The organism is Phyllobacterium endophyticum, from assembly GCF_003010935.1.
Taxonomy (GTDB): domain Bacteria; phylum Pseudomonadota; class Alphaproteobacteria; order Rhizobiales; family Rhizobiaceae; genus Phyllobacterium; species Phyllobacterium endophyticum.
Window position 1 is genome coordinate 706,132 of sequence record NZ_PGGN01000001.1, and the last position, 13,151, is coordinate 719,282.

The 13,151-nt window shown below is 60.1% G+C and carries 12 protein-coding genes; 3 read left to right on the forward strand and 9 right to left on the reverse strand.

The window, feature by feature from the left end; all coding sequences use genetic code 11:
• Positions 1 to 25: 25 nt before the first annotated feature.
• The 8 genes from CU100_RS03295 to hutI form a co-directional block, all read right to left on the reverse strand.
• Positions 26 to 1,384 (reverse strand): PepSY-associated TM helix domain-containing protein, encoded by a 1,359-nt coding sequence (locus CU100_RS03295; RefSeq protein ID WP_106715105.1) that lies wholly within the window; start codon positions 1,382 to 1,384, stop codon positions 26 to 28.
• A 72-nt stretch (positions 1,385 to 1,456) separates the two neighbouring features.
• On the reverse strand, positions 1,457 to 1,840 hold the full coding sequence (locus tag CU100_RS03300; RefSeq protein WP_106715106.1) for a hypothetical protein: 384 nt from the start codon (positions 1,838 to 1,840) through the stop codon (positions 1,457 to 1,459).
• 222 nt (positions 1,841 to 2,062) lie between these two features.
• Positions 2,063 to 2,818, reverse strand: a complete 756-nt coding sequence (gene hutC, locus CU100_RS03305) for a histidine utilization repressor (protein WP_106715968.1) — start codon at positions 2,816 to 2,818, stop codon at positions 2,063 to 2,065.
• An 18-nt stretch (positions 2,819 to 2,836) separates the two neighbouring features.
• The gene (locus CU100_RS03310) at positions 2,837 to 3,406 is read right to left on the reverse strand and encodes a HutD/Ves family protein (protein ID WP_106715107.1); all 570 of its coding nucleotides are present in this window, start codon (positions 3,404 to 3,406) and stop codon (positions 2,837 to 2,839) included.
• Between the two features lie 36 nt (positions 3,407 to 3,442).
• Positions 3,443 to 5,128 (reverse strand): urocanate hydratase, encoded by a 1,686-nt coding sequence (gene hutU / locus CU100_RS03315; protein ID WP_106715108.1) that lies wholly within the window; start codon positions 5,126 to 5,128, stop codon positions 3,443 to 3,445.
• Positions 5,125 to 5,931, reverse strand: a complete 807-nt coding sequence (hutG, locus tag CU100_RS03320) for an N-formylglutamate deformylase (protein ID WP_106715109.1) — start codon at positions 5,929 to 5,931, stop codon at positions 5,125 to 5,127. Before hutG ends, hutU begins: the two co-directional genes overlap by 4 nt.
• A gap of 259 nt (positions 5,932 to 6,190) precedes the next feature.
• Entirely contained in the window at positions 6,191 to 7,729 is a 1,539-nt protein-coding gene (hutH, locus tag CU100_RS03330; RefSeq protein ID WP_106715111.1) for a histidine ammonia-lyase, read from the reverse strand.
• 1 nt (position 7,730) lies between these two features.
• Positions 7,731 to 8,924 carry an imidazolonepropionase gene (hutI, locus tag CU100_RS03335; RefSeq protein WP_106715112.1) on the reverse strand — a complete coding sequence of 398 codons (1,194 nt, stop codon included), beginning with the start codon at positions 8,922 to 8,924 and terminating at the stop codon, positions 7,731 to 7,733.
• Positions 8,925 to 9,020: 96 nt separating this feature from the next.
• Between hutI and CU100_RS03340 the strand changes: the two genes are divergently transcribed.
• Together CU100_RS03340 and CU100_RS03345 are read left to right on the forward strand one after the other, a co-directional pair.
• Complete coding sequence (locus CU100_RS03340) at positions 9,021 to 10,391, forward strand: formimidoylglutamate deiminase (RefSeq protein ID WP_106715969.1); 1,371 nt, start codon at positions 9,021 to 9,023, stop codon at positions 10,389 to 10,391.
• Positions 10,392 to 10,479: 88 nt separating this feature from the next.
• On the forward strand, positions 10,480 to 11,697 hold the full coding sequence (locus CU100_RS03345; protein ID WP_106715113.1) for an Mrp/NBP35 family ATP-binding protein: 1,218 nt from the start codon (positions 10,480 to 10,482) through the stop codon (positions 11,695 to 11,697).
• 204 nt (positions 11,698 to 11,901) lie between these two features.
• Here the strand turns inward: CU100_RS03345 and CU100_RS03350 are convergent, their stop codons facing one another.
• Positions 11,902 to 12,180 carry a hypothetical protein gene (locus CU100_RS03350; RefSeq protein WP_146141788.1) on the reverse strand — a complete coding sequence of 93 codons (279 nt, stop codon included), beginning with the start codon at positions 12,178 to 12,180 and terminating at the stop codon, positions 11,902 to 11,904.
• A 168-nt stretch (positions 12,181 to 12,348) separates the two neighbouring features.
• Between CU100_RS03350 and CU100_RS03355 the strand changes: the two genes are divergently transcribed.
• Complete coding sequence (locus tag CU100_RS03355) at positions 12,349 to 13,068, forward strand: Crp/Fnr family transcriptional regulator (protein WP_106715115.1); 720 nt, start codon at positions 12,349 to 12,351, stop codon at positions 13,066 to 13,068.
• Positions 13,069 to 13,151: the final 83 nt, after the last annotated feature.

Below are 13,151 nucleotides of genomic sequence, written 5' to 3' on the forward strand. Positions count from 1 at the left end.
GAGGAGCGTCTCCAATCAAGGTTTCTTATGAGAATACACGTTGTAATGGCGAAGGGATGCGGGTGATCAACTGGTCGAGAACGAGCATGGCCAGGATTGCAAATCCCGTGAGCGGAAAGACGATTCCGAAAGCGAGGATGATCAGCGTGAGACAAGCAAACACGCTTTGTTGCTGCGGCATGGGTGGCACCCCCAGTCGTCCCGAAGGTCGCCGTTTCCACCACATGATCACGGCGGAGACGGAGGCGAGAATGATGGCGAGGCACGTCGCCAGCATCGCAAGCTGGTTGGCGAGGCCCCAGTACTGACCCTGATGTAGGCTGATGCCGAGTTCAACTGCCTTAGCTCCGGTACCGTAGTCAGAAAACTTGATATCGATCAATGGCTTGCCGCTGTATTGATCAAAATGAATCGTTCGCTGCTGCATGGTGTCGCCGGGGAAAACCGCGGCGGTATAGACGCCGCCTTTGCAGGAAGGCAGCGATACTTCAAAGCCGGGCGCCATCCCAAGGGCATTGGCCGAGGCGACGATCTGGTCCAGCCCGACGGGTGTTCCGGCCGCTTGCGATACCGGCACGGAGGCATTTTCGACAGTCCATCCGGAGATGCCAAGCACTTGTTTTGTCTGAAGTTTCGACAAGGGAACGTTATCCCAGAGCTGCGCCGGATAGCCAAGTCCATTAGTGGCCAGCGTCGTGTTCAGCTTGTCGCCCCAGTAGCCGGACCAGGGCATGCCTGATATGGCGAGGAAGAAGATCAACGCGCCAGCTCCCGCGCCGGTTACCGCGTGCAGGTCGCGCCAGAACACGCGCCTGTCTGGAGTTCCCCGAACGCTGATGACGCCGCCAGTCTGTTTGCGCGGCCACCATAGATAAATCCCAGTAATAACAAGAACTAACGCGAGACCGCCCACCGCCTCGACGATGCGGTTGAACGCCAGACCGAAATATTCCAGGCTATGGATTTTTCTGACCACCCAGTTGAATTCTTCCTGCTCGCCGACCTTGTCGAGAACAGCGCCGCTATAGGGATCGACGAAAACCACGACATTGCCGGCGGGGGTGCCAACGGTCACTCTCGCGGACTGCGTTTTAACGCCAGGTGATTGATATCGCAAAGCTTTTGAGCCCGGTACTGCTGCCATAGCATTGCCGGTCAATAGCGATGGGGCCAATGTTCCGCCGCGCGGCTGAACCACATTGCGATAGGCGAAGATCGTATTGCCGATCTCGTCCTTGAACAGGTAAAGACTGCCGGTGACGGCGAGATTGAGCATGAAAGGAATGACCAGGAGGCCAGCGAAGAAGTGCCAGCGCCAGACGGCGCGGTAGAGCGATAGTCTGAGAAAATCGGGCTTGCCGGAAGCCATGCTTGAGACGGTCATATATGTTCCAGTCGTCTGATAGCGAGGGTGACGACCCTGCATTCGCAAGGCCGACGCGGTGCGCATTTTAGATCAGACGAGTGGTGGAGCTTGCGGCGGGGCCGATGGCGGGAAGAGGCTGCGCGCGATCCGAATTGCCTCTCGCTGAACCACAAGCGATTGAACAGGCTCAATTTTCCGGCTTGATGCACGCGGCGGAACAGGCAGAATTACAGAAGCCGACAGTCGGCATGCCTCGCAGCCATTGCCGTGCCAGGATGACTTGTGCGGTCCCTGGTCGACTTCGCCGTCAAGGCAAAGAACAGGCACTGACCCGTCCGGCAAGGTATAGGCGGCAAGGTCGATGGCGCTCGCCGGAGAGGCGGAAACGGGTTGGTGCGCAAAGGCGACGAATACGAGCGCCAATGCGCAAAGCATGCGCACCGCCAATCGCCAGTCGTTCCAAATATTCCGCATCAATGCCTCATTTTCCGGACCGCACTAGTAACGCACAGGACGACCGAAATCCATGCGGCAAAGAGGATTGAAACCGAGCACACCAAAACTTCTCGTGATGGTAGAAATTTTGGCGTGAAAATCCCTTGTTTTCGTTTGAAGCCGGATGATTTTCGATTCAAACTATTCCTTTTGCACGTAAACCAGCGCAGGCAACGACCAAATCCCTGCCGGAATTTTATCCTATGCAGGCTCGCGACGCGGAACATCACCCTTCGGACTGAAATGAGCGATGAGCCGGTATGTTTCACCCGGGTAAAACATGCGCACGGCGGTGATCGGCCGTTTGCCTCGCCACGTCGATCTCTCGACCTGCAGACAGGCCGAGCCTTGCTTCACGCCGAGACGATCCGCCAGTGAGGCATCGGCGTTGAGCGCACTGATGCGGTTTTCTGCTTCCGACCAAGGCACGTGACCGCGCAGCCATGTTCCCGGCGGTTCGTCGGCGAAGGCGATCTCGGCAGCGTCGGGGACGCTGACGAGATCGATCAGGCGGTCCTCGAAGGCATGGACGCGAAGGCCGGCGAAGTGGCGGCAATGAACCGCAAGCACCTGCCGCGGCGATTGCACATTGAGGCGTTCCATGTCGGCGCGCGTCGACCGGCGTTGCTGGCGCGAGATCACCTCGAGTCGATAGGCCTGACCGATGGCTTCGACTTCGGCACGCACGTCCGGAATTTCGATGACTGCCGATTGCGACAGCGGTTGCGAAACGAAGCTTCCCGCTTTCCTGCGGCGCTCGATGAGGCCGGACGCTGCCAGCGCCGACAGCGCCTTGTTGACTGTCATCCGCGCACAACCATAGGTTTCCATCAGTTCGCGCTCCATGGGAATGCGAAACCCGGGAGCCCATTCGCCGAGAAGGATGCGCTGCTCGATGTCCCGGCGGATGCGGGCGGAAAGCTGGCCTTTCGGCGTTTCGCTGAGCGGGTTGTCCAACTGATCCACGATACCCTCTTATCCCGCCGGAATTTCAAACAAGCGGATGACGAGTGCCTCTCCCGATCCGGCGACGGAGACCTCTGCCGACGCTTCGATGAACGCAGTATCATGTGCGGCAAGAGCCGACGAACGATCCAAAACGAGTTCGCCGCTACGGCAGAAGACGACAACAAGGCCCGCAACGACGCTCAGGGAACGTGTCCCATCTATCCGAAGATCTTCGACGCTATGCGACCAGCGTCCTCGCCGCGTCATGACGTTGAAATCGGTGATGGGTCCTGCGATAAGACGCGCCGATGTTGGCACATCGCCCGGGAATGCGAACGGCTTGTCCGTCGGGGTCAATCGCTCCGGTGCTTCCCCATCGACGTCGAGCATCAAGCCTGCGCCGCTCAAGACAGTCAGCGTCCGATCGATCCCGTCAAAGCACGAAAATGGCCCATCGGAAGCAACGGATGCCATGCTGATGCGCCAGCCGAAATCGCCAATGGAGGAGGCGGCCGGAGAAACGGCGATCTCGGTGGTAACACCGCCGCCATTCTTCCATGGCATCTGCCGGTAGCCGATGGCGCGCAGAATGTTCATGAGACGTAGCCTTTCCGGGCCTCCGGCAGCGCAGCCCTATTCAGCCAAGGAAGGCCCCAGAATTGCCGGCAGGTTAAGACCTTTTTCCCTCGCGCATTCAATCGCAATCTCGTAGCCCGCATCGGCGTGGCGCATGACGCCGGTTGCCGGATCGTTCCAGAGAACGCGCTTGATACGCTCCGCCGCATCGTCGGTACCGTCGCAGCAGATGACCATGCCGGAATGCTGGGAAAAGCCCATGCCGACACCGCCGCCATGATGCAGGGAAACCCAGGTCGCACCGGAGGCGGTGTTGAGCAGCGCATTCAAGAGCGGCCAATCGGAAACCGCATCTGAACCATCTTTCATGGCTTCTGTTTCGCGGTTCGGCGAGGCGACCGAGCCTGAATCGAGATGATCGCGGCCGATCACGATCGGTGCCTTCAACTCGCCGCTGCGCACCATCTCGTTGAAGGCGAGACCTAGCCGGTCGCGGTCGCCGAGCCCGACCCAGCAGATGCGGGCGGGCAGGCCCTGGAATGCAATGCGCTCACGCGCCATGTCCAGCCAATTATGCAGGTGCGTGTTGCCAGGTGTCAGTTCCTTCACCTTGGCATCGGTCTTGTAGATATCTTCCGGATCGCCCGAAAGGGCCGCCCAGCGGAACGGGCCGATGCCCCGGCAGAAAAGCGGACGGATATAGGCGGGCACGAAGCCGGGGAAGGCGAAGGCGTTCTCAAGACCTTCATCCTTGGCGACCTGCCTGATATTATTGCCGTAGTCGAGCGTCGGAATGCCTCGTTCCCAGAAGGCGATCATGGCTTCGACATGTTCGCGCATGGAGGCGCGGGCAGCTTTCTCCACGGCTTTCGGATCGCTTTCGCGCTTCTGGCGCCATTCGGCCAGGGTCCAGCCTTTCGGCAGATAGCCGTTGATCGGATCATGCGCCGAGGTCTGGTCAGTAACGATATCCGGGCGCACGTTGCGGCGCACGAGTTCAGGCAGCACATCTGCTGCATTGCCAAGAAGCCCGACGGATTTGGCTTCGCCTGCCTTGGTCCAGCGCTCGATCATTTCAAGCGCCTCATCAAGCGTTTCCGCCTTGGCGTCGACATAGCGGGTGCGCAGGCGAAAATCGATCGAATCCGGGTTGCACTCGACAGCGAGACAGCAGGCACCGGCCATGACGGCAGCCAGCGGTTGGGCGCCACCCATGCCGCCCAGGCCTCCGGTGAGTATCCACTTGCCCCTGAGATTGCCGTTATAATGCTGGCGGCCAGCTTCCACAAAGGTCTCATACGTACCCTGAACGATACCCTGGGTGCCGATATAAATCCACGAACCCGCGGTCATCTGGCCGTACATGGCGAGACCCTTCTTGTCGAGCTCGTTGAAATGATCCCAGGTTGCCCAATGCGGCACGAGATTGGAATTGGCGATCAGAACGCGCGGCGCATTGGCATGGGTCTTGAACACGCCGACAGGCTTGCCCGACTGGACGAGCAGCGTCTCATCCTCGTTCAAGGTTTTCAGGGTGGATACGATCCTGTCGAAATCGTCCCACGTGCGCGCCGCCCTGCCAATGCCGCCATAGACCACAAGTTCATTGGGGTTTTCGGCCACATCAGGATCGAGATTGTTCATCAGCATCCGCAAGGGCGCTTCCGTCATCCAGGATTTGGTATTTAGCTGATCGCCGCGCGGAGCGCGCACTTCGCGGATATTGTGGCGCGGACTGTTCATTGTTTGCTCCCCAGTTTGACGGCCGTCAGTTTAATGATTTCGAGAACATCTTTGAGATGCTTGCGCAGTTTTTCCGCCTTGACCTCGTCATAGGCGAAGGGCGGCGCCTCCGTCTTCAGATGCGAGGATTGCGTCAGTTCCATCTGGATGGCGTGAACCCCAAGCTGGGGTTGTCCATAATGGCGCGTCGTCCAACCACCCTTGAACCGGCCGTTGATAACGGCATCATATCCGCGAGCGGCAAAGACGATGCGGCCGACCGCCGAGGCGATTTCGGGTGAACAACTGTTGCCCTCGTTGGTGCCGATATTAAAATCCGGAAGTTTGCCTTCGAAGAGGAATGGAATATGCGAACGGATCGAATGGCAGTCATAGAGGATGGCGAGGCCATGTTCGGCTCGCACACGCTCGATCTCCCGGGCAAGCGCCACGTGATAAGGACTGTGAAACCGTTTCAGCCTCGTCTCGATATCTGCCGCCGTCGGCTTCTCGCCATCGCGCCAGATCGGCTTGCCGTCAAAATCGGTTTCGGGGACAAGGCCAGTCGTGTTCTGGCCCGGATACAGGCTGACGCCTGCGGGATCGCGGTTGGCGTCGATCACATAGCGGTGGAAGGTAGCACGAACAGTCGTCACCTCAGGGAGAAGGCCGTCATAAAGCCGGTCGATGTGCCAGTCCGTATCGGCAAGCAATCGCCCGTTTTCATTTAGCCGGGCGAGAATGTCGTCGGGCACATCCGTTCCCGTGTGCGGAAAGCCGAGGATGATCGGGGACGAACCCTGCGTGACGTCAACGGGGTTCATAGTTGCGTTTCCAGGAAATTGTCGATGGCTGAACTTGTGGTGTTCGGCAGTTCGCCGACTTGAAACGAGCGTTGCCGTTCTTGCCATCCCCCTTGTGGGGAGGGTGGCTGCAATGCAGCCGGGAGGGGACTTCCTTCATCTAGAAGAACCTCGCCCCGTCGCTTCGCTCCGTCCCTCCCCACAAGGGGGAGGGTAAGGACGGCAACGTTTGCGTCAGGTAAAGCAGAAAAGGTCGCAGGAATGCTGTGCATCACCGACATCATTCAACACCCAGAACCGGCAGTATATCGGGAGAAATCGCCGCATTGAGAGCGCCCGAAGCAACGAGATCGGAGACAGCTTTCAAGTCGGGTGCCATGTAACGGTCCTCGTCAAGCGTTGGCACTGCTGCACGAATAACGTTGCGCGCGCGGGTCAGTTCCGGGCTGGTCTGCAGCGGCTCACGCAGATCCAGACCCTGCGCTGCGGTCAATGCCTCGATGCCGATGATCGAGAACAGGTTGTCCGTCATCTGCAACAGGCGGCGCGCGCCGTGGCAGGCCATGGATACATGATCTTCCTGATTGGCAGAGGTCGGCGTTGAATCGACGGACGCCGGGTGTGACATCTGCTTGTTTTCCGACATCAGCGCTGCCGATGTGACTTCGGCGATCATCAATCCGGAATTCAGCCCTGGCTTCCTGGCGAGGAAGGCGGGCAGGCCATAGCTCAAGGCGGGATCGACCAGCAGCGCAATGCGCCGCTGGGCTATCGCGCCGATTTCGCAGATCGCGAGCGCGATCTGGTCGGCGGCAAAGGCCACCGGCTCCGCATGGAAATTGCCGCCCGAGACGACGGAGCCATCGCTCAGGACAAGCGGGTTGTCAGTAACGGCATTGGCTTCGATCTCCAGCGTTCGCGCCGCCATGCGCAAGAGATCGAGGCACGCGCCATCCACCTGCGGCTGGCAACGGATGCAATAAGGGTCCTGCACGCGTTCGTCCCCCTCGATATGGCTCATCCGTATCGGCGAATTCTCCAGGAGCTTGCGCAAGGCCGCGCCCGTATCGATCTGGCCGCGATGGCCTCGCAGGGCATGAATGTCCGGGTGGAAAGGCGCCGAAGACCCCATGGCCGCATCGGTGGAAAGTGCGCCCGTTATCAAGGCTGACTGCCCGGCACGATGCGCCCGGAAGAGGCCGGCAAGAGCAAGGGCGGTGGAGACCTGCGTGCCGTTGATGAGAGCGAGGCCCTCCTTGGCAGCGAGGACGACAGGTTTCAGGCCTGCCTGGGCGAGGCCTTCGCCCGCAGGCATCTGCTTGCCGCCAAGCACGACATCGCCTTCACCGATCATCGCGGCAGCCATATGGGCGAGCGGCGCGAGATCGCCGGAAGCGCCGACGGAGCCCTTTTCCGGAATGACCGGAATGACGCCTTTTTCCAGCATGGCTTCAATCAGGCTGATGAGTTCGAAGCGGACGCCCGAAGCACCTCGCCCGAGCGAGATCAGCTTCAAAGCCATGATGAGCCGGACGATGTTTTCCGGCAGGGCGTTTCCAACGCCGCAGCAATGGGAGAGGATGAGATTGCGCTGCAACGTTCCCACATCGGCGGCATCGATCCTGATGGAGGCGAGTTTGCCGAAGCCGGTATTGATGCCATAGACAGGCGCGTTTCCCGCCGCGATTTCGCCGATCCGTTTTGCAGCAGAGATGATCCCCGGATGGAAGGACGTATCGAGTTTTGCCGGCGTACCGTGCCAGTAGAGGGACTCAAGCGTGGCAAGCGGCACAGCGCCGGGGTGCAGGATGATTGTCATTTTACGCTTTCAGAACGAGCTGGTGGAGCGGATTGAAGCCGATGCGATAGCAGAGTTCCGCTGGCTGCTCTGCGTTCCAGATGGCGATTTCAGCGCGCTTGCCGGGTGCGATGGTGCCGGTTTCCTCGTGCAATCCAAGTGCCCTTGCTGCCTCGCGCGTCACGCCGGCCAGCGCCTCTTCGACTGTCAGCCGGAAAAAAGTGCAAGCCATGTTCATCGTCAGGAGCAGCGAAGTGAGAGGCGATGTGCCGGGATTGCAATCGGTGGCGACGGCCATGCGGACGCCGGCGTCGCGCAATAAACCAACGGGCGGAGCGCGCTCTTCGCGCAGGGCATAAAAAGCGCCGGGCAGGAGCACCGCGACTGTCCCTGCGGAGGCCATGGCCCTCGCACCTTCCTCATCGAGATATTCGAGGTGGTCCGCCGACAGCGCACCATAGGATGCGGCAAGCTTCGCACCGCCAAGATTGGAGAGTTGCTCCGCGTGGAGTTTCAACGGCAGGCCAAGCGCTTTTGCCCTGTCGAAAACGCGGGCGATCTGGCCGGGTGAAAAGGCGATGCCTTCGCAAAAGCCATCCACAGCATCCGCAAGGCCTTCCGCATGCGCGGCTTCAAGACCGGGGAGCACGACTTCGGTTATATAGTCATCGGGCCGGCCCTTGTATGCCGGCGGCGTCGCATGGGCAGCGAGATAGCTCGTCCGGACCCGAACCGGACGCATGGTGCCAAGGCGACGGGCAGCGCGGAGCATCTTCAACTCGGCCTCGATGTTGAGGCCATAGCCGGATTTGATCTCGACGGTCGAGACGCCCTCCGCAAGCAGCGCGTCGAGACGCGGCAGGCTCTGCGCCACAAGTTCGTCTTCGCTCAGGGCATTCGTCGACTTGACCGAGGAAACAATGCCGCCACCCGCACGCGCGATCTCCTCATATGTCGCGCCTTCAAGCCGCATCTCGAACTCGCGAGCCCGATTGCCGCCGAAGACGAGATGCGTATGGCAATCGATGAGGGCAGGGGTGGCGAGCCTGCCGCCGAAATCCTCGCGTTCGACGCCATTCCAGCCGCTGGGGATAGTCTGTCCCACCCAGGCGATTCGCTCGCCATCGATGCCGATGGCGCCATCTTCCATGAGGCCGTGGGCTACGCCGCCATCCTCAAGCGTAGCTATCCTCAATCCGGACAGAATTTTCCTCATCGGCCGCAGCCTGCTCCCGTTTTAAACCTTGCCCGCAACGTTAATATGTATATACATAACATGTCAATTGGGAGGCGGGAAGAAATGAAACAGGCCATGAAAACGGTGTTTGCCCGGCGCGCTCTCACGCCAAATGGCTGGGAGGACAACGTCCTCGTGGAGATCGACGCGTCGGGGCGCATTGCGTCCGTAGTGCCGGGCAGTGCGATTGAACCCAACGCCCTTGCGGTCGATATCTTGCTGCCGGCGCAAGCCAATCTTCACTCTCATACATTCCAGCGAGCGATGGCAGGGCTTTCCGAGGCACGCAGCCCGGCGGGGCGCGACAGTTTCTGGACGTGGCGCGAGATCATGTACCGGTTCCTCGACATTCTCGAGCCTGAGGACATAGAGGCGATCGCAGCCTTCGCCTTTGTCGAAATGCTGGAGTCCGGCTATTCGAGCGTCGCGGAATTCCACTATGTGCACCACCAGCCGGGCGGGCAGCCCTACAGCAACCCCGGCGAACTGTCGGAACGGATCGCGGCCGCGGCGGACGCCACAGGGGTCGGCCTGACGCTGTTGCCGGTCGCCTATATGCGGGGCGGCGTCGACGGGCGACCGCTTGCAGGTGGTCAACTGCGCTTCGGCAATGATTTCGATCAATTCGTGAACCTGGCAGAAACAGCGGAGAAAGCCGCAAGATCGGTCAGCGCCGACGTGGGATTTGGTGTCGCGCCGCACTCGATCCGTGCCGTCAGCGAGGCGGATCTCCAAGCGCTGGAGCAGCAATTTCGCGCCGTACCGTTTCACATCCACATCGCCGAGCAGATACCGGAGATCGAGGAAGTGCAGGCGGCCTATGGCCAGAGACCGATGAGCTGGCTGCTCGATCATCTGCCCGTCGATGAGCGCTGGTGCCTGATCCATTCGACGCATATGACAGGTGAAGAAACGTTGCGGGTCGCACAGACCGGCGCCGTGGCGGGTCTCTGTCCGATCACCGAAGCAAACCTCGGCGACGGCATATTCGACGGGGTGAACTATTTCGGCGCTGGCGGGCGTTTCGGCACGGGATCGGACTCCAACATCCGCATCTCGCCATCGGAAGAACTGCGCCAGCTCGAATATAGCCAGCGGTTGCGCGATGTGTCGCGCGTGACGCTGTCGGTCGAGGGCAAGAGCTGCGGGCGAACGCTTTATGATACGGCGCTCGCCGGAGGGGCGCAGGCGCTCGGGCGCGACGCGGGCGGCCTTGCCCCTGGCAAATGGGCGGACATGATTGCGCTCGACGCTGAAAATCCGGCATTGCTGGGGCTTTGCGGCGACAGGCTGCTCGACGGCTGGATATTCGCGGGCGACCGCCACGCGGTCAGCGATGTCTGGTCGGCCGGGCGGCACGTGGTGCATGAGGGCAGCCACCGCGATCGCGATGCGATATTCAAGGCGTACAGGACGCGCCTCGCAGCGATCCTTGCAAAGCTTTGAGCCGCTCGACTTGCGCGGATAATCACCATTGGCGTTTGGCTCCGACTGCACTATTTGAGTGGCACGAACGACAGGGATGGAAATTGCAATGGCAGGCGTGACCAAGGAGCAGGTGCTCGAGCAATTGAAGACGGTGACTGGTCCCGACTTCAACAGCAACATTGTCGAACTCGGTCTGGTTTCCGACATTTTCATCGCGGACAACAAAGTGTTCTTCTCGATCACCGTGCCAGCTGCGCGGGCACAGGAGCTAGAACCCCTGCGCTCCGCCGCCGAGCGCGTCGTCAAGGCGATGCCAGGTGTGACCGGCGCCATCGTTGCGCTGACTGCGGAGAAGAAAGGCGGACCGACGAGCGATGACGCGCCGCCGCGTCCCGCCCCGGCAGCACGTCCGGCGCAACGCCCGGCTCCGGCGGGCGCAGTTCCGCCCCAGCGCGTTGCCGCACAACCGGCGGCCCAGCCGCACTCGCATGGCCATGCGGCAGCTCCGGTCAAATCCGGCGTGCCCGGTGTCGGCGCGATCATCGCGGTTGCTTCCGGCAAGGGCGGTGTCGGCAAGTCGACGACGGCCGTCAATCTCGCTCTTGGCCTGAAAGCCAACGGCCATCGCGTCGGCATTCTCGATGCGGATATTTACGGGCCTTCGATGCCGCGCCTGCTCGGCCTTCGCGGCAAACCGGAGGTGGTCTCCGGCCGGGTGTTGAAGCCGATGGAAGGCTATGGGATCAAAGTCATGTCGATCGGGTTTCTCGTCGAGGAGGAAACGCCGATGATCTGGCGCGGCCCGATGGTCATGTCGGCGCTGACGCAGATGCTGCGGGAGGTGCAATGGGGCGACCTGGATGTGCTCGTGGTCGATATGCCGCCCGGCACCGGCGACGCGCAATTGACGATGGCGCAGCAGGTGCCGTTGGCCGGCGCCGTCATCGTTTCGACGCCGCAGGACCTCGCGCTGATCGATGCGCGCAAGGGCTTGAACATGTTCAGGAAAGTAGACGTGCCGCTGCTCGGCATCGTTGAGAACATGAGCTATTTCATCGCCCCGGATACGGGTGCGCGCTATGACATTTTCGGCCATGGCGGCGCACGCAAGGAAGCGGAACGCCTTGGCGTGCCGTTCCTCGGCGAGGTGCCACTCGTAATGGAAATTCGCGAAACGTCCGATGCCGGAACGCCTGTCGTCGTCAGCAATCCCGAAGGCCCGCAGGCGCGGGCCTATCGTGAGATCGCCGCGCAAGTATGGAACGAGCTCGCAGCTGCAAAGGCAAATCCCGGACGGAGCGCTCCCGCGATCGTGTTCGAGTAGCGGCTGGCTGAATCGCCACGGCTGGCTGTACAACCGCAAACGAGTGGGGTGGGGCCTGGCGTCTTGTGAAGGGGTCGAGGCTGGCGTCAGGCCCCAGTCGAAAAGACTTGCCTTTCGACGCATGCACTAACTGCGCATTGCTCAAAACGTTCCGGAAAAACGGGGCTTGGATACCTGTTGTCGGCGTACTCCCGCGTCCACGCACTAGACAAGCTGTCCCCATGCAGGATTCCACAAGCGCTCGTCTTCCAAGACCACCACAATTTCGCGAAAACCGTAATTTTCCTTGACGTCCAGCGCCCGCTCCAATGCCAGGGGCACATAGGTTGCGTAAAAATAGTCTCCCTCGCCGGTCAGGCCATTCTCGGGCCATTCGACCTCTGCGACCACCTCGCCCTGTTCCACGATTAATCGTATGCGTACGGCGTCAATGGGTGTACTATCTCCACCTAGTAGCCTGCGATATTTGGCATTACGATCCATCGTACCCTTGAGCGCCGCAGGCTTTTCCTAACCCGACATCTTTCGAATAGATTATTTTCGCGGATTGTCCACTGGAGGACATGCCATTGTTCTTACATCCTAAATCGATATTTATGGTCTTTGAGAAAGCGCTGGATCGTCACTTTGTTCCTCGCGGAGAGGAGCAAAATGGACCTTGTCCAATCTTCCGTTCAAAACCGACTCCTTAGGCTGTTATCGTCCGATGATTTTCAGCTTCTTGCTCCGGATCTCGATTTTAGAACGTTTTCCTTAAGAGACCAAATCGAAAAACCTGGTGTAAGTATCACCGAAGCGATGTTCCTGGAGGACGGGATCGCTTCCATTGTGGCGAAAAGTCCATTGGGCCGGGACATTGAAATCGGCTTGTCGGGCTTTGAAGGAATGACCGGTACGTCTTTGATATTGGGGTCGCAGACGACTCCACTAGCCATTTACATTCAGCTCGCGGGTTCTGGATATGGCATCAACGCAGACAAATTGCAGGCTGCGGCGGAGAAAAGCCGCTCACTCCAGCGCATGCTGCTCAAATATACCCAGTCGCTGATCGTACAGACTGCCACGACAGCTCTCGTCAACGGCCAGGCAAACGCGGAGACACGCATGGCGCGATGGCTCCTGATGGTGCACGACCGGACTTTAGGCAATGAGCTGCAACTTACGCACGAGTTCATGTCGGTGATGCTCGGCGTGAGGCGGCCATGGGTCACGGAAACGCTGCACTCGCTTGAAGGCAAGGGTTATATCCGCTCAACCCGCGGCAAAGTCAGGATTCAGGATCGTGCGGGATTGATCGCCGACGCCGAGGGATATTACGGCACGGCTGAGCAGGAATACGAGAAACTGCTGGGCACGCGCCTGTCGAAATAACGGCACCGCCATATTGCGCAAACCGCCTTATGGTACGCGCCATCCGACATCATCCACTTCCAAAGCGCTTGAAAGCCGAACGG